The 15,963-nt window shown below is 69.7% G+C and carries 14 protein-coding genes; 10 read left to right on the top strand and 4 right to left on the bottom strand.

Annotated features, from left to right (window positions below; genetic code table 11):
* The first annotated feature begins 477 nt into the window (after nucleotides 1-477).
* Nucleotides 478-720, top strand: coding sequence for a Flp family type IVb pilin (locus HZ321_RS05575; RefSeq protein ID WP_181700995.1), 243 nt, complete (start codon nucleotides 478-480; stop codon nucleotides 718-720).
* 27 nt (nucleotides 721-747) lie between these two features.
* Here the strand turns inward: HZ321_RS05575 and HZ321_RS05570 are convergent, their stop codons facing one another.
* Genes HZ321_RS05570 through HZ321_RS05560 form a run of 3 tightly spaced genes read right to left on the bottom strand, consistent with a single transcriptional unit; the run spans nucleotide 748 to nucleotide 2,148 of the window.
* Complete coding sequence (locus HZ321_RS05570; RefSeq protein ID WP_206682721.1) at nucleotides 748-1,200, bottom strand: hypothetical protein; 453 nt, start codon at nucleotides 1,198-1,200, stop codon at nucleotides 748-750.
* A gap of 5 nt (nucleotides 1,201-1,205) precedes the next feature.
* The gene (locus HZ321_RS05565; protein WP_181700993.1) at nucleotides 1,206-1,571 is read right to left on the bottom strand and encodes a DUF6152 family protein; all 366 of its coding nucleotides are present in this window, start codon (nucleotides 1,569-1,571) and stop codon (nucleotides 1,206-1,208) included.
* 25 nt (nucleotides 1,572-1,596) lie between these two features.
* Complete coding sequence (locus tag HZ321_RS05560) at nucleotides 1,597-2,148, bottom strand: histidine phosphatase family protein (RefSeq protein ID WP_244635580.1); 552 nt, start codon at nucleotides 2,146-2,148, stop codon at nucleotides 1,597-1,599.
* 203 nt (nucleotides 2,149-2,351) lie between these two features.
* Between HZ321_RS05560 and HZ321_RS05555 the strand changes: the two genes are divergently transcribed.
* The 9 genes from HZ321_RS05555 to HZ321_RS05515 all read left to right on the top strand — a co-directional run bounded on the left by HZ321_RS05555 (nucleotide 2,352) and on the right by HZ321_RS05515 (nucleotide 14,655).
* Nucleotides 2,352-5,240, top strand: a complete 2,889-nt coding sequence (locus tag HZ321_RS05555) for an EAL domain-containing protein (RefSeq protein WP_181700991.1) — start codon at nucleotides 2,352-2,354, stop codon at nucleotides 5,238-5,240.
* A 386-nt stretch (nucleotides 5,241-5,626) separates the two neighbouring features.
* A complete protein-coding gene (locus HZ321_RS05550) occupies nucleotides 5,627-6,760 on the top strand; it encodes an MHYT domain-containing protein (protein ID WP_181700989.1) in 1,134 nt (377 codons plus the stop codon).
* Nucleotides 6,761-7,059: 299 nt separating this feature from the next.
* Nucleotides 7,060-7,932 (top strand): FAD binding domain-containing protein, encoded by an 873-nt coding sequence (locus HZ321_RS05545; protein ID WP_181700987.1) that lies wholly within the window; start codon nucleotides 7,060-7,062, stop codon nucleotides 7,930-7,932.
* A 5-nt stretch (nucleotides 7,933-7,937) separates the two neighbouring features.
* Nucleotides 7,938-8,447, top strand: a complete 510-nt coding sequence (locus tag HZ321_RS05540; RefSeq protein ID WP_181700984.1) for a (2Fe-2S)-binding protein — start codon at nucleotides 7,938-7,940, stop codon at nucleotides 8,445-8,447.
* Nucleotides 8,444-10,864 carry an aerobic carbon-monoxide dehydrogenase large subunit gene (locus HZ321_RS05535; protein ID WP_181700982.1) on the top strand — a complete coding sequence of 807 codons (2,421 nt, stop codon included), beginning with the start codon at nucleotides 8,444-8,446 and terminating at the stop codon, nucleotides 10,862-10,864. Before HZ321_RS05540 ends, HZ321_RS05535 begins: the two co-directional genes overlap by 4 nt.
* Nucleotides 10,865-11,054: 190 nt before the next feature.
* Nucleotides 11,055-11,927, top strand: a complete 873-nt coding sequence (locus tag HZ321_RS05530; protein WP_181700980.1) for an AAA family ATPase — start codon at nucleotides 11,055-11,057, stop codon at nucleotides 11,925-11,927.
* 1 nt (nucleotide 11,928) lies between these two features.
* Nucleotides 11,929-13,125 (top strand): vWA domain-containing protein, encoded by a 1,197-nt coding sequence (locus HZ321_RS05525; protein WP_181700978.1) that lies wholly within the window; start codon nucleotides 11,929-11,931, stop codon nucleotides 13,123-13,125.
* A 12-nt stretch (nucleotides 13,126-13,137) separates the two neighbouring features.
* On the top strand, nucleotides 13,138-13,959 hold the full coding sequence (locus HZ321_RS05520) for an XdhC family protein (protein ID WP_181700976.1): 822 nt from the start codon (nucleotides 13,138-13,140) through the stop codon (nucleotides 13,957-13,959).
* A gap of 36 nt (nucleotides 13,960-13,995) precedes the next feature.
* Nucleotides 13,996-14,655: an SRPBCC family protein gene (locus tag HZ321_RS05515; RefSeq protein ID WP_181700974.1), complete on the top strand. Its 660-nt coding sequence runs from the start codon at nucleotides 13,996-13,998 to the stop codon at nucleotides 14,653-14,655.
* A gap of 66 nt (nucleotides 14,656-14,721) precedes the next feature.
* Here the strand turns inward: HZ321_RS05515 and HZ321_RS05510 are convergent, their stop codons facing one another.
* On the bottom strand, nucleotides 14,722-15,840 hold the full coding sequence (locus HZ321_RS05510) for a PQQ-dependent sugar dehydrogenase (protein WP_181700972.1): 1,119 nt from the start codon (nucleotides 15,838-15,840) through the stop codon (nucleotides 14,722-14,724).
* Nucleotides 15,841-15,963 lie beyond the last annotated feature (123 nt).

The raw sequence follows: 15,963 nt of genomic DNA, 5'->3' as shown, positions 1-15,963 counted from the left end.
GCCCGGACGATGCTTCGCTCTAAAACTGGCGAAATCGTCCTGTGTTCCATCCTATCGATATTATCCGTCATTTTGATAGCGCTTTGCACATGGCAACAGCCAGATCGGCAGGCAGTGCGGAATCGCGACCCTCAGGATCTTCTCGTCAGCCGATGCCTGGTCGGTCCGCAGCCCGGCTCCGAGGGCCATGTCGAAGGGGCGCTCCGGGTGGTCATCCGGATCCAGCTTGAAGCCTCCGATGAGGGAGCGGAGTCCCAAGTGGCGGGATCCGGCAGACCAACAGGATTGGCGGCAGCTTGTTCCTGGATCGGTCGGAACGGGCTTGGTGAAGGGTCCGTTAACAGCTCAGGCAGTTTCGACGACGCCGCGGATGCTTGATCCACGACCTCGGCAGATCGCCGCGGTCGTCGCCCTTTTCGGCAAGGCCGCGGGCCGGCCGGCGATGTATGCATCGCTCAGCAGACAGTGAGGCTCATGATGAAGACGCTGAAGCGGCTCGCCCGATGCCGCCGGGGAACCACCGCGGTTGAATACGGCTTGCTCTCCTCGATGCTGGCACTAGGCTTGCTGCTCGGAGTCGGAGAGGCTGCCCGGTCGCTTGACCGCAGCCTCGAACAGCTCGCGTCGGCCTTCGACCAGGCTTTCGCCCCGGGAACTGGCACCCACATCGATCCGTCCCGCTGCGAAGCGGGGGAGAGCACCCCTGGCGCCTGCCGCTGAACGGCCGCACCATGGCGCCGGAGGGCGTCAGCTCTCCCAGTATCCGATCAGTCGGCCGGCGACGATCGCCCCGGTCCACGCGAGAAGCGAGATCCCGGCGGCAAGCGCAGGCACCCGCCGGCCCAGTCCGCCGAGCCGCATCGCGACCGCATTGAACGTCCCCACCGCCACGAAGCCGACCTTCACCCAGAACACGCCAAGCGCCGCGTACTCGCCGGCCCGCACGCTGAACAGGAGCGCGCCTGTCGCGATCGCGACTGCAAGTCCCGCGGCGGCCACCGCCACGGCAGGCCGCTCGATCGCGACCGCGTCGGTTTCGCGCCAGGCGCCGAGCAGCCGCAGGTCGAGCACCAGGATGGCCCCGAACAGGGCGGCAAGTCCCAGCACATGACCGACGTTGACCAGCGGATAGGCCCAGCGGGAGCCGCGCAGCGCCTGCACCGCCTCCAGCCCCTCGATCGCGGCGATCAACCCGTCCAAGACAGTCAGTCCCGGTCCGGGTAGAGGTCGTGCAGCGTGCCGTTGATGGTGATGCGCTCGGCTTTCATCAGCGTCTTCGCCGGATCGCTGGAGCGATGCCCGCTCGCCGTCAGCTCCGTCCCGGGCTGCAGCATCGAATCGGTCAGGCCGGCCCGCTCGTTGCGCCAGGGCTGCCCCACCTCCACGGTCCAGGTCGCGCCGTCGCTCTCCACGGTGAGCAGGCCGTGCGGATTGCCGAGCCGGGCCTCGCGCACCACGCCTGTGAGCTCGAAGGTTTCGTCCTCGGCCCAGAGCCAGCCGTGGTGTGCCATCGCCGGGGCGGCCGCGGTGGCGGCGATCCCGGCTGCAACAAGAAGTCCGAAGCGTGTCATCCTGTCTCCCTTCCCGTCTGGCGGCTCATTGCGGTTTGATCCGGCCGCGGACCTCCACCTCGCCGGAGCGTCCCAGCCCGATCACGACGATCTCCCCGGACGCCGGAAAGATCCCGGTCAGCGCGGTGATGTTCACCTGGTGCGTCACCAGCATGGCCTTCCGCGTCCCGAGTTCCTCCAGCCGCCGCTTGAGGTCGGCCGTCGCCTGCTCGGCCGTCGACCGGTCCTGGAAGAACGAGTTGAGCGACGGCTCCTGTTCCACGGGGCCGAGGTCGAGCAGCCGGGCCGTTTCCTCCGCCCGGCACCACGCGCTGGTCAGCACCACGTCCGGCGCGATGCCGGCGGAGCGGGCCGCCTCGCCGATCCGCTGCGCCTGCGCCCGACCGCCGTCGTCCAGGTTGCGCTGCGTGGAGCAGTCGCCCAGCTTGAATTCCGGCGGATCGCCGGTCCCGGGCGCGCTGGCGTGCCGCATCAGCCCGTGCGATCCAGGCGCCTTCAGCGCGGCCCAGCCGGCCGGGTCCGCGACGGCCTGAACCGCTCCGGCAAGCAGCAAGAGAAAGGCGAGCAGCGTTCGCAACGGGAGCCTCCGGGCAGTGGGCGTTCGTCCCTTCACCAGATGGTGCGATCGGCCGCCGCGGAAAGGGCAGGGCATATCGAACCGCGATCGGGTTCCTCCGCAGATCCGCGCTCGCTTTTCATCGCTGTCGAGAGCACTCGTTTACTTCCTACATATTAGAGTACTTGCATCTATAACGCGCTCTTCGCGAAGTTGCAGTTCCGATGTCAGTAGCAACAGGCCAGGGTGTTTCCGCGCGGGACGATTGGCTCGCGGTCGTCCTGGAGAACACCTCCTGCGCCGTGTTCCAGCTCGACCGGGACGCGATCATCCGCGACCTGCGGGCGCCGCAACGAGCGTCGGTGCTCGGCATCCGGCCGGGCGAGTCCTGGTTCGACCTCTTCGCCCCCTCCGCCCTCGCAGATCTCCGCGCCGCCTTCGCCCGCGCCCTCACCGGCGAGCCGGCCGAGGTCGAGGCGCCCCTTTCGGCCGGCGACGGTGCCGTGGTCCTGCGTGCCGCGTTGTCCCCAGCAAGCGTCGCCGGCCGGGACGCCGCCGTCCTCGCCGTCGTCCGCAACGTCACTGAGGAACACCGCCTTCGCGCGTGCCTTGCCGAGCAGTCCCGCCTGCACCAGGCCCTGCTGCAGGCCGTCAGCGACATCGTCTGGCACTACGACGTGCGCGGCGGCACCTCCGAGCGGCATGGCTGGGCCGCCTACACCGGCTGCGATCTCGACCCGGGCGATCCCTACGCCTGGCTCGACGTGGTCCACCCGGACGACCGCGATGCCGTTGCCGACGCGGTCCGTCGCGCCGCGGCCGCCGGCATGCCCTACGCCGTCGAGCACCGGCTGCGGCGTGCCTCCGGCGACTGGCGCTGGGTGGAGAACCGCGCCGTTCCCTTGCGCGATGCCGCCGGTGCCATCACCGACTGGATCGGCCTCGTGTCGGAGGTTCACAGCCGCCGGGCGGCCGAGCACGCGCGCGGCGAGAGCGAGGACCGGCTGCGCCTCGCCATCGAGGCGACAGGTCTCGGGATCTGGGACGTCGACCTGCGGACCGGCGAGCGCAACTGGTCCGACGAACTCAAGCGCATGCTGGGCCTGGCGCCGGACCTTCTCCCGACCGAAGGGCTGCTCCTGGAGCGCGTCCATCCCGACGATCGCGCCGACGTCGCCCGCCACAACCGCACCACGCTCCTCCAGGCCGACGGCACCCCGAGCGTCACCTTCCGCATCATTCGCGCCGACACCGGCGAGACGCGCTGGATCCGCTCGCAGGGCCGCGTCGTGACCGCCCCGGATGGCGAGCCGCTGCGCCGCATCGGCACCTTCCGCGACATCACCGAGCAGCATCAGACCCGCCAAGCGCTGGACCGGGCTCTCCGCCGCTACGAGGCGCTGATTTCCGCCACGTCGGAGATCGTCTGGCAGGCCGATGCCACGCAGGAGGTGAGCGAGGGCATCGGCTGGATGGAATTCACCGGGCAGCGCCCGGACGACGCTGGCGGCGCGGCATGGCTGGCCTCCGTTCACCGCGACGATCGCGCTCGGGCGCGGGAAACCTGCACACAGGCGATGCAGGCCTGCCTGCCCTACATCAACGAGTACCGTCTCTTCCATGCCGCCAGCGGCGGGTGGCGGTGGGTGGTGGATCGGGCGGTTCCCCTCCTCGATGCCGCGGGCCAGGTTACCGAGTGGGTCGGCATCATCTCAGACATCCACGACCGCAAGACCGCCGAGGAGCGGATCACGCGCGCGGCGCACACCGATGCCCTCACCGGCCTGGCCAACCGCAGCCTGTTCCAGGCGCGCCTCGACGGCGCCATCGCCGCGGCAGGCGCGGAGAGCCATATCGTCGGCCTCCTGCTGATCGATCTCGATCGCTTCAAGGAGGTCAACGACAGCCTCGGCCACGACGCCGGCGACGCCCTCCTCTGCGAGGTCGCCGCGCGGCTGGAGCGCGTCTGCGGCGACGCGGCCACCATCGCCCGCCTCGGCGGCGACGAGTTCGGCGTCATCGTCGAGGCGCGCCGCCGCGACGACGTGGAGCGCACCGCCGCCGCGCTCCTCACCGCGCTGAAGACACCTTTCACCCACGCTGGCCTGGAGATCGGCTGCGCCGCCACCATCGGCTTCGCCATCCATCCGACGGCCGACGAGGTGCCGGCCGAGCTCCTCAAGAACGCCGACATCGCCCTCTATGCCGCCAAGTCGGCCGGCCGCGGCCAGGCCTTCGAGTTCGCATCCGGCATGCGTGACGAGCTCAACCGCCGCGTCGCCGTGCTGCGGCGCGCCAAGGACGTGCTCGCCCGTAGCGCCGTCGTCCCGTTCTACCAGCCCAAGGTTTCGCTGGTGGACGGTCGCCTGATGGGCTTCGAGGCGCTCCTGCGCTGGAGTGACGGTACCCGGCTCTGCGGTCCGGGCGACATTCTCGCCGCCTTCCACGACCACGAACTCGCCCCGAGGTTCGGCGCGGCGATGCTGGCGGCCGTGGTCGCCGACATGCGCGGCTGGACCGCGGCCGATCTGGCCTTCGGCCATGTCGCCCTCAACGCCGCGGCGCCGGAGTTCATGGTGCCCGGCTTCGCCGACACCCTCCTCGCGACTCTCCGGGCCGCCGGCCTGCCGCCTGGCGCTCTGGAGCTGGAGGTGACCGAGACGGTGCTCCTGGAGAACGGCACCGACCGGGTCGAGGCCGCCCTTCGTCAGCTCCACGCCGCCGGCATCGTCATCGCCCTCGACGATTTCGGCACCGGCTATTCCTCGCTCACCCATCTCCGGCGCTTCCCCGTCTCCCGCCTCAAGATCGACCGCTCCTTCGTGGCCAGCCTCGGCGTCGACCGCGACGCCGGCGCTATCGTCGAGGCGGTTCTCGGGCTCGCCCGAAGCCTCGGCCTGTCGGTGGTCGCCGAGGGCGTGGAAACACTCGCCCAGGCGCTCTTCCTCGGCGAGCGTGGCTGCGGCGAAGCGCAGGGCTTCCTCCTGGCGCGCCCGATGGCCGCCTCCCGCGTCCCCCATTTCGTCGAAAGCTGGGACACTCTTCGCGCCGAACGCCTCCCCTGGACCGCCCCCGTTCCTCGCCCGGCCCGCCTCGGCGACAGGCGCGTCTGATACCGACCTCGTGAAGTCCTGACCCTCTGCGTTCGGCAGGTTCGCCGATCCGGGCAGGAGCTGGTCGCAGCTCGACCGTCCGGTCGAGCAAGAGCAGCGACAAATCCGGGCGGATGAACCTGCCGAACCCGGAGGGCGGGGGCGATTTTGGCCGACTGCGGCGTCGAACTCAGGGCATGGACGGACGTCCATGTCCCCTCGCTCTCCTGGCATTCGGCCAAAATCGCTCCCGCGCAGAGGGTCAGGACTTTACGAGGTCGGTATGACCCTTCGCGCCAACGCCGTCACGCGCCGGATGCAAACCCAGGCCGATCGCGCTAGATTGTCGCTGATCCGGAAAAGAGGCCGCTCGGAAGGCCCGTGATCGGAAGGGGGAGGAGCCCGGTATGAGTCCGTCGCACGAGCCCTGGCTCGTCGCGCTGTCCCTGCTGATGGCCTTTCAGGGCAGCTACGTCGGTCTGAACTTCGCACGCGGCATCGAGGGGGCCGGCGGCACCCGCCGCCGCCAGCGCATCACCATGGCCTCCCTGTCGCTGGCGCTCGCCATCTGGACCATGCATTTCGTCGGCATGCTGGCGGCCCGGCTCCCGGTGGCCGTCGACTTCCTGGTTCTGCCCACCCTCGTTTCCTTCCTGGTCTGCGTTCTCGTCGTCGGCTTCGCGGTCTTCTTCGTGGGCTCCGGCCGCCCTTCCCGCGGCCGGCTCGTGCTCGCCTCGCTCTTCATGGGCGCTGGCATCGTGTCGATGCACTACCTCGGCATGTCGGCTCTCCACACCGGCCTGCACATGGTCCACCAGCCCACGATGGTCGCCGCCAGCGCCGTGATCGGTATCGCGGCCTCCGGCGCCGCGCTCTGGTTCGGCTTCGGCGCCCGGGCGCCCGGCTCGCTCATGCTGGCCGCCGCCATTCTCGCCGCCGCCATCTCGGCCATGCACTACACTGCCATGGCCGGCACCGAGGTCCACGTCCACGCCGCCGTTCGGGCCGCCACCCAGCCAGCCCTGTCGCACGGTCTCCTTGCCGTCGTCGTGTCGGTGGTGGCCTTCCTCGTCTCCGGCCTGTTCCTGCTGACGCTGGTGCCGGATCGCGGTGATGCCACCCCCGGCGAGGTCGTCGACTTCCCGCCGCTGGCGCAGGCGGAAGCTGTGCAGCCGCCGCCCGCAGCCCCATCGGCCAACGTTCGGCTTCCCATCGAAAAGGACGGCATCTCCCGCACCCTGGATGTCGCCCGCCTCGTCGCAGTCCAGGCGCAGGGTCACTACACCCAGCTCTTCGACGGCGAACACAGCTGGTTCTGCCCCCTCACCATCTCCGAGGTCGAGGCCCAACTCGATCCGGCGGTCTTCGCCCGCATCCACCGCAGCCACATCGTCCGCCTCCTTGCCATCGCGTCCCTGCACAAGGCGGGAGACGCCGCCACCGTCGTGCTCGCCACCAAGGTCGCCTACCGCGTGCCCGTCGCCCGCTCCCGCAAGGGCTGGCTGAAGGATCGCCTGCGCACCCGGTCGGTGGCCGCCTGATACCGAGGTCGGTATGACGCCAAAACGGCGTCAGCAGGGAGCGAAGCGGAAATCGCCTTGCCGCAAAGCAGCATGATTGGGGGCTGCCGCGCAGCGGAAACCCCAACCCTGTCGAACCGGACCACGAGATGCGACAGGGAAACTGACGCACTTCGTGCGAAAACGGCCCATGTCGTGCGTTTGTCCGGCCCCCCGCGCACCCGCCATTGATTGTGCGCCGCACCCTCGAAGACCCTCTCTTCAATCGATTGAAAAGCCGGAAGCAACTGGCTGCTCTCTATCGGAGAAGGGGGAGGAACGTGATCCCAGGACCATTCGTCTACCACCGGCCGGCCTCGGTCGGCGAAGCCGTCGGCCTGCTCGCAGCGCATGGCGAGGATGCCCGTCCCTTCGCCGGCGGCCACAGCCTCATCCCCATGATGAAGCTGCGCATGGCCGCTCCCAGCCACCTCGTCGACCTCGCCGGCATCTCCGATCTCGCCACCATTCGGGACGAGGGTTCCACCGTCGTCATCGGCGCCACGGTGACCCAGGCCGCGCTGATCCGCTCCGACCTGCTCGCGGCCCGCCTGCCGATCCTGCGCGAGACGGCCCTCCAGATCGCCGACCCGCAGATCCGCACCAAGGGCACCCTCGGCGGCAACGTTGCCAACGGCGATCCCGGCAACGACATGCCGGCGCTCATGCAGTGCCTCGGCGCCACCTACGTCCTCGCCGGCCCCGACGGCAGCCGCGAGGTCGCCGCCCGCGACTTCTACGAAGCGGCCTACTTCACCCTCCTGCAGCCCGGCGAGATCCTGACGGCGGTCCGCATTCCCGTGCCACCGGCCGGCCACGGCTACGCCTACGAGAAGCTGAAGCGCAAGATCGGCGACTACGCCACCGCCGCCGCTGCTGTCGTCCTCACGCTCGATGGCTCGACGGTCGCCTCCGCCGCGATTGCCCTCACCAACGTCGCCTCCACACCGCTCTTCGCCGAAGAGGCGAGCCGCCTCGTCGTCGGCACCAGCCTGGACGCCGCAACCGTCAAGGCCGCCGCCGAAGCCGCCAAGGCGATCACCGATCCAGCAACCGACGGCCGCGGCACGGCCGAGTACCGCCGCGAGATGGCCGGGGTCATGGTCGCCCGCGCCCTCGTCAAGGCGGCCGACCGCGCCCGCACAGGAGCCTGAACCCCATGAGCGAGATCGACACCATCCCCGTCTCCCTGACGGTCAACGGCAGGAAGGTGCAGCGCTTCGTCGAGCCGCGCACGCTTCTCATCCATTTCCTGCGCGAGGAGTTGAACCTCACCGGCGCCCACATCGGCTGCGAGACCAGCCACTGCGGGGCCTGCACGGTCGAGATCGACGGTGCCTCGGTGAAGTCCTGCACCATGTTCGCCGTCCAGGCGAACGGCGCTTCGGTCACCACCGTCGAGGGCCTCGCCAACGCCGACGGCACCCTGCACGCGCTGCAGGAGGGCTTCCGCCAGATGCACGGCCTGCAGTGCGGCTTCTGCACCCCCGGCATGCTGATGCGCGCCAAGGTGCTCCTCTCCGAGAACCCGGACCCGACCGAGGAGGAGATCCGCTTCGGCATTGCGGGCAACCTCTGCCGCTGCACCGGCTACCAGAACATCGTCAAGGCAATCCAGTACGCCGCCGCCAAGCTGAACGGCCGTACCTACCAGGAGGCCGCGGAATGAACGAGATGGTCATCACCCGCGCCGAGCGGGAAGCGCGCCTCGAGGGCATGGGCTGCAAGCGCAAGCGCGTCGAGGACGTGCGGTTCACCCAGGGCAAGGGCCAGTATGTCGACGACATCAAGCTGCCGGGCATGCTGCACGGCGACTTCGTGCGCAGCCAGTACGCCCACGCGAACATCAAGCGCATCGACGCCTCCAAGGCGCTCGCGCTGCCCGGCGTCGTCGCCGTCATCACCGCCGAGGAGCTGAAGCCGCTCGGCCTTCACTGGATGCCGACGCTCGCCGGCGACGTCCAGGCCGTGCTGGCCGACGGTCGCGTCTCCTTCCAGAACCAGGAGATCGCCTTCGTCGTCGCCGAGAACCGCTACATCGCCGACGACGCCATCCAGCTGATCGAGGTCGAGTACGAGGAACTGCCCGTCATCGTCGATCCCTTCCGCGCGATGGATCCGGACGCCCCGGTCCTGCGTCCGGACCTCGCCGGCAAGACCACCGGCGCCCATGGCCCCCGCAAGCACCACAACCACATCTTCGAGTGGACCATCGGCGACAAGTCGGCCACCGACGACGCCTTCGCTAATGCCGAGGTGACGATCAAGGAGCTGATCTCCTACCACCGCACCCATCCCTCGCCGCTGGAAACCTGCCAGTGCCTGGCGAGCTTCGACAAGATCAAGGGCGAACTCACCCTCTACGGCACCTTCCAGGCCCCCCACGTCATCCGCACGGTGGCCTCGCTCCTCTCCAAGATCCCGGAGCACAAGATCCACGTCATCGCCCCGGACATCGGCGGCGGCTTCGGCAACAAGGTCGGCGCCTACGCCGGCTACATCTGCTCGATCGTCGCCTCGATCGTCACCGGCTTGCCGGTGAAGTGGGTCGAGGACCGCATGGAGAACCTCTCCACCACGTCGTTTGCCCGCGACTACCACATGACCACCGAGATCGCGGCCACGAAGGACGGCAAGGTCACCGGCCTCAGGGTCCACGTCCTCGCCGACCACGGTGCCTTTGACAGCTGCGCCGACCCCTCCAAGTGGCCCGCCGGCTTCATGAACATCGTCACTGGTTCGTATGACTTCCCCGTCGCCCATCTCGCGGTCGACGGCGTCTACACCAACAAGGCGCCGGGCGGCGTCGCCTACCGCTGCTCCTTCCGCGTCACGGAAGCCGCCTACTGCATCGAGCGGGCCATGGACATCCTCGCCCAGAAGCTCGGCATGGACCCCGCCGACCTCCGGATGAAGAACTTCATCCGCCGCGAGCAGTTTCCCTACCAGTCCGCTCTCGGCTGGGAATACGACTCCGGCGACTACCACCTCGCCATGCAGAAGGCGATGGACGCGATCGGCTACCGGGAACTCCGCGCCGAGCAGAAGGCGAAGCAGGAAGCCTTCCGACGCGGCGAGACGCGCGAGATCATGGGCATCGGCGTCACCTTCTTCACCGAGATCGTCGGCGCCGGACCGTCCAAGAACTGCGACATCCTCGGCGTCGCCATGTTCGACTCGGCCGAGATCCGCATCCATCCGACCGGCTCGATCATCGCCCGGATGGGATCCAAGTCTCAGGGCCAGGGCCACGAGACCACCTGGGCGCAGATCATCGCGACGGAACTCGGCATTCCCGCCGACGACATCATGATCGAGGAGGGCAATACCGACACCGCCCCCTACGGTCTCGGCACCTACGGCTCGCGCTCCACGCCGGTCGCCGGCGCGGCGATCGCGATGGCGGCGCGCAAGATCAAGAACAAGGCGCAGATGATCGCGGCGCACCTGCTCGAGGTCTCCGAGTACGACCTGGAATGGGACATCGACGGCTTCCGCGTGAAGGGCAACCCTGAGCGCGTCAAGACCATGAAGGAGATTGCCTGGGCGGCCTACAACAGCCCGCCCCCCGGCCTGGAGCCGGGCCTCGAGGCGGTCAACTATTACGACCCGCCGAACATGACGTACCCCTTCGGCGCCTACTTCTGCGTCATGGACATCGACGTCGACACGGGCGTCGCCAAGATCCGCCGTTTCTACGCGCTGGACGACTGCGGCACTCGCATCAACCCGATGATCATCGAGGGCCAGGTCCACGGCGGTCTCACCGAAGCCTTCGCCATCGCGATGGGCCAGGAGATCAAGTACGACGAGATGGGCAACGTCCAGGGCGCGTCCTTCATGGACTTCTTCCTGCCGACCGCGGTCGAGACCCCGCACTGGGAGACCGACTTCACCGTCACCCCGTCGCCGCATCACCCGATCGGCGCCAAGGGCGTCGGCGAGAGCCCCAACGTCGGCGGCGTTCCGGCCTTCTCCAACGCCGTCAACGACGCCTTCGGCTTCCTCGGCACCACCCACATCCAGATGCCCCACGACGCCTGGCGCGTCTGGGAAGTGGCCCGCAGGCTCGGCCTGCACGGCTGAGGCTGAGACACCGGCGGCACCCTCATGCCGCCGGTGTCGCCCCTCCCGCCCCACCGCCGTCATGGTCCGCGCAGGCGGACCACCCACGAATTTGGGCGGCGGTGCGGCTTAGGCACCCGTAGAGCCACCGTAAAGCCCGCGACTGTCGTCGGACGGGACGGCTTCCAGAACGAGATGGATTGAGGGGAAGATGCTCGACCGGCAGACCATCGCGGACCGCCTCGCCACCGTCGGCTACGTCGCCGACGCCGGCCTGTCGACCGCGCTGGCGCTGATGGACCTCCTGAAGCGCCCGCTTCTGCTGGAAGGCGAGGCCGGGGTCGGCAAGACCGAGGTGGCCAAGGCGCTCGCCGCCGTCCACGGCGTCGAACTCATCCGCCTCCAGTGTCACGAGGGTCTCGACCGCGCCGACGCCCTCTACGAGTGGAACTACCAGCGCCAGCTCCTCGCCATCAAGGCGCGCGAGGGCCTGGATGCCGACGAGACGGAGGCCCACGTCTTCTCCGAAAAATACCTCCTCGAACGCCCTCTGCTCGCCGCCATCCGCCGCCCGGTCGCCCCGGTTCTCCTCATCGACGAGATCGACCGCTCCGACGAGGAGTTCGAGGCCTTCCTCCTGGAGATCCTCTCCGACTTCCAGGTCTCCATCCCGGAACTCGGCACCGTTCGCGCCACCGCAATCCCTCGCGTGGTGCTCACCTCCAACGGCACCCGCGAACTCTCCGACGCTCTCCGCCGCCGCTGCCTCTACCACGCGCTCGACTTCCCCGACGTCGACCGCGAGGCCCGCATCATTCTCGCCCGCCTGCCGGACATCGACGTGGCGCTCGCCCTCCAGATCGCCCGCCTGATGGAGCGGATCCGCAAGGAGGACCTCTCCAAGCTCCCCGGCGTCGCCGAAACGCTCGACTGGGCGGCCGCTCTCGTCGGCCTCGGCGTCACCCGCATCGACGCCGAGCGCGAGGCGCTGTTCGACACGCTCGCCTGCGTCCTGAAGACCCGCGAGGACCACGCCCGGATGACGCCGGAGGTCCTCGGCCGCCTCATCGCCCGGGTCGCCTGAGATGGCGGCAGCGCGCCTTTCCACCCGCGACGACATCGGCCCGGCCGTCCGTCGGCGGCTCGCCGGCTTCGTCCGCACATTGCGCGACGCCGGCTTCAACGTCGGCCTCGCCGAAACGCGCGACGCCCTCGCCTTGCTCGCGTCGGCCGATCGCGCCCGCCTCGCCGAGGTCCGGCCCGCCCTTCGGGCCCTTTTCTGCGGCCGCCGGTCCGACTGGGACGCCTTCGACGAGATCTTCGACGCCTTCTGGACCGGGAGCCGCGTCAAGTCCCGGGTCGCCATGTCAGGCACATCCGCCCTCGCCAGCCAGAAGACCGCCCGCACGCTGGCACCCGCTTCATCCGCCGGTGGCGAACCCGGCCCCGCCGCCGACGTGGAGCGCGGCGTCGACCAGCCGGAGGCGGACGCCGCCCCCGAGGGCCGACGCGAAGGCGCCAGCCGCGCCGAAAACCTCGCCCGGACCGACTTCCGCCGGATCGCCGATCCGGATGCCCTTGCCGAGGCCCATGCTCTGGCCGAGCGCCTCGCCCGGCGCATGCGCGTGCGCCTTACGCGACGTGACCGGGCCGCCGCCCGTGGCCGCCGGCTCGATCTTCGCCGCACCGTCCGCGCCAGCCTGGCGACCGGCGGCACGCCTCTCCGTCTCGTCCTTCGCCGTCCGCGCTACCGGCCGCTGCGCCTCGTCGTCCTGGTCGACGCCTCCGGCTCCATGAGCCTCTACACCGGCGTCTTCCTGCGCTTCGTCCACGGCATCCTCGACCACTTCCGCGAGGCGGAGGCCTTCCTCTTCCACACCCGCCTCGTCCACGTCTCCGACGCGCTGCGCGAGAAGGACACCGCCCGCGCGCTCGATCGGCTCGGCCTGATGGCCGAGGGCGTCGGCGGCGGCACCCGGATCGGCGACAGCCTCGCCACCTTCAACCGCTGGCACGCCGCCCGCGTCATCCACTCGCGGACGGTCGTCATGATCCTTTCCGACGGCTACGACACCGGCGAGCCGGACCGCCTCGGCGCCGAGATGGCCGCGCTCGCCCGCCGCTGCCGGCGCATCGTCTGGCTCAACCCCATGATCGGCTGGGACGGCTACGAGCCCTCCGCCCGCGGCATGGCCGCCGCGCTGCCGCACGTCGACCTCTTCGCCCCCGCCCACACCCTCGAGAGCCTCGCCGCGCTCGAGCCCTACCTCGCCCGCCTCTGAGGAGCCCCGCCCATGCGCCCCGAGCCCGACCTCCTCGACCGCATCGCCGACCTGAAGGCCCGCGGCGAGGCCTTCTGCCTGGCGACCGTGGTCCGCACCGTCTCCGTCACCGCGGCCAAGGCGGGAGCCAAGGCCATCATCCGTCCCGACGGCACGATCTCGGAAGGCTGGGTCGGCGGCGGTTGCGCCCGGGCGGCGGTCCTCAAGGCGGCCCGCGAGGCGCTCGCCGACGGCGCGCCGCGCCTCGTCTCCGTCATCCCCAAGGACATCCTCGCCGAACTCGGCATACGCCCCGGCGAGGAGCGAGACGGCGTCCGCTTCGCCCGCAACATGTGCCCGAGCCGCGGCACCATGGACGTCTTCGTCGAGCCGGTGCTGCCGCGCCCCGCCGTCGTCGTGCTCGGTGCCAGCCCCGTGGCGGTCGCCCTCGCCGACATCGCCCCGCGCTTCGGCTACCGCGTCGTGGTGGCCGCCCCCGAGGACGACCAGCTGCTGTTTCCCGAGGCCGACGAGCGCATCGTCGGCTACGCCATTCCGGCCGAAGCCTCAGGCCAGCGCTTTCTGGTCGTCGCCACGCAGGGCCGCGGCGACGAGGCCGCGCTGAAGGCGGCGCTGCTCGCCGATGCCGACCACGTCGCTTTCGTCGGCAGCCGCCGCAAGGTTGCCGCCCTGCGCGAAAGCCTCGTCGAGGACGGCCTCTCGCCGGAACGCTTCGACCGCCTGAAAGGCCCCGCAGGCCTCGACCTTGGCGCCATCACGCCGGAGGAGATCGCTCTTTCCATACTCGCCGAGATCGTGGCTGTGCGCCGTCGCGGCCAGCGTGCGCCTGCCTGAATCAATCCTGGATTTCGAACCGAAGGGTCCCCGCCGATGCAGATGAACGACAGCCAGCGCATTCCCGCCCCACGTGCGGTGGTCTGGGCCGCCCTCAACGATCCGGAGGTGCTGAAGGCCTGCATCCCCGGCTGCGAGAGCCTGGAGATGACCTCGCCGACCGAGATGACGGCGAAGGTTCAGCTCAAGGTCGGGCCGGTGAAGGCCACCTTCGGCGGCAAGGTCACATTGTCCGACCTCGACCCGCCGAACGGCTATCGCATCACCGGAGAAGGCTCGGGCGGTGTTGCCGGCTTCGCCAAGGGTGGCGCGGTCGTCCGCCTGGCCGAGGACGGGCCGGACACGACGATCCTCTCCTACGAGGTCGATGCCCAGATCGGCGGCAAGCTTGCCCAGCTCGGCTCGCGCCTGATCGATTCCACCGCGCGCAAACTCGCCGGCGAATTCTTCGCCACCTTCTCCGCCGTCGTCGCGCCCCCGCAGGAGACGGCTGAATCCCCGATCGAGGAGGCCGCTCCTGCAGCCGAAGGACAGGCGCCTACGAAGGGTTGGTTCAAGGGCCTGTTCGGCCGCGACACCGCGGCGGGCGTCATCCTCGGCCTCGCTCTTCTTGCCGGCGCCTTCAGCTGCTGCCTCGACGGCACGCACGCCCACGCGGCGGACCTGTCGATCTGCACCGGCGCGTCCGCGGTCTGACCCGAATGCAAGGGCGGCGGGGCAGGGCGAATGCCGGCTCCGCTCCCGCCTCCTTGCCGACGAGGATCAATCGGCCGGCATCAGGCGGATGATCTGGCCGTTGCTGTCGTCGGTGATCACGTAGATCGCCCCGTCCGGACCTTCGGCCACGTCGCGGATCCGGTTGCCCTGGTCCTCAAGCAGCCGCTCGGCCTCGCGAACGTCCTTGCCGTTCACCTCCAGCCGCACCAGCGCGGTCGACCGGAGCCCGCCCACGAACACGTCGCCCTTCCAGTCCGGGAAGGCGTCGCCGCCGTAGACGATCATGCCCGAAGGCGCGATCACCGGCGTCCACTGGATGATCGGCGGCTCGAAGCCCTCGCCCTCGGCCTCGCCCTCGTTCACCGGGGTGCCGCTGTAGTTCTTACCGTAGGAGACCAGCGGCCAGCCGTAGTTCTTGCCCGCCTCTGCAATGTTCAACTCGTCGCCGCCCATCGGCCCGTGCTCGATCTCCCAGAGCGCGCCGGTTTCCGGATGAAGCACGGCCGCCTGCACGTTGCGGTGCCCGTAGGACCAGATCTCCGGCCGCGCGCCGTCGCGCCCGACGAACGGGTTGTCCGCCGGCACCGAGCCGTCCTCGTTCAGCCGGACGATCTTGCCGAGGTGGCTGTCGAGATCCTGCGCCTGACCCCGGAACTCCTCGTCCGACCGCTCGCCGAGCGTCACGAACACGTGCCCCTGGCCGTCGAACACGATGCGCGACCCGTAGTGCTTGGTGCTGTCCACCTTCGGCTGCTGCTGGAAGATCCGCTCCACGAACTCCAGCGACCGGCCGTCCGCGCTGAGCCGGCCGCGTGCGACGGCCGTCGAGGTGCCGCCCTCGCCGGCTTCGGCATAGGAGAAGTAGACGAACCGGTTGTTGGCGAAATCGGGATGCAGCGTCACGTCGAGCAGCCCGCCCTGGCTGCGCGTGTCCACCTCCGGCACGCCCGCGATCGGCTCCGACACCGTTCCGTCGGCGGCCACCAGCCGGAGCGCGCCGCTCTTCTCGGTGACGATCATCGAGCCGTCCGGCAGGAAGTCCAACCCCCAGGGCTGGTCCAGCCCCTCGGCGACGACGGTGGTCTCCACCGCTCCGGCCGCCGCGGCGGGACCGGCGATCAGCGTCAGCGCCACGGCGCCGGCGAGCGTAAGGCGAGTATCCATGCTGGCCTCCAGAACAGGTGCCCATCACCAGCCCGTGATATGGGGCTTGCCGGTCCACGCGCCATCGCCCGGCCGTTCACGCTTCGGGGAGACGGCCGTGAGCGGCGGACGGCATCGGATCAT

Origin of the sequence: Chthonobacter albigriseus (genome assembly GCF_013839445.1) — a bacterium.
Lineage (GTDB): Bacteria > Pseudomonadota > Alphaproteobacteria > Rhizobiales > Pleomorphomonadaceae > Chthonobacter > Chthonobacter albigriseus.
Note: the sequence above shows the minus strand (reverse complement) of the source record. Positions and strands in the feature narration are given on the sequence as shown.

Bases quoted from the DNA above. Each gene is read 5' to 3' on its own strand.
- HZ321_RS05575 (WP_181700995.1), top strand. From the start codon at position 478: ATGAAGACGCTGAAGCGGCTCGCCCGATGCCGCCGGGGAACCACCGCG.
- HZ321_RS05565 (WP_181700993.1), bottom strand. From the start codon at position 1,571: ATGACACGCTTCGGACTTCTTGTTGCAGCCGGGATCGCCGCCACCGCG.
- HZ321_RS05555 (WP_181700991.1), top strand. From the start codon at position 2,352: ATGTCAGTAGCAACAGGCCAGGGTGTTTCCGCGCGGGACGATTGGCTC.
- HZ321_RS05550 (WP_181700989.1), top strand. From the start codon at position 5,627: ATGAGTCCGTCGCACGAGCCCTGGCTCGTCGCGCTGTCCCTGCTGATG.
- HZ321_RS05540 (WP_181700984.1), top strand. From the start codon at position 7,938: ATGAGCGAGATCGACACCATCCCCGTCTCCCTGACGGTCAACGGCAGG.
- HZ321_RS05535 (WP_181700982.1), top strand. From the start codon at position 8,444: ATGAACGAGATGGTCATCACCCGCGCCGAGCGGGAAGCGCGCCTCGAG.
- HZ321_RS05530 (WP_181700980.1), top strand. From the start codon at position 11,055: ATGCTCGACCGGCAGACCATCGCGGACCGCCTCGCCACCGTCGGCTAC.
- HZ321_RS05525 (WP_181700978.1), top strand. From the start codon at position 11,929: ATGGCGGCAGCGCGCCTTTCCACCCGCGACGACATCGGCCCGGCCGTC.
- HZ321_RS05520 (WP_181700976.1), top strand. From the start codon at position 13,138: ATGCGCCCCGAGCCCGACCTCCTCGACCGCATCGCCGACCTGAAGGCC.
- HZ321_RS05515 (WP_181700974.1), top strand. From the start codon at position 13,996: ATGCAGATGAACGACAGCCAGCGCATTCCCGCCCCACGTGCGGTGGTC.
- HZ321_RS05510 (WP_181700972.1), bottom strand. From the start codon at position 15,840: ATGGATACTCGCCTTACGCTCGCCGGCGCCGTGGCGCTGACGCTGATC.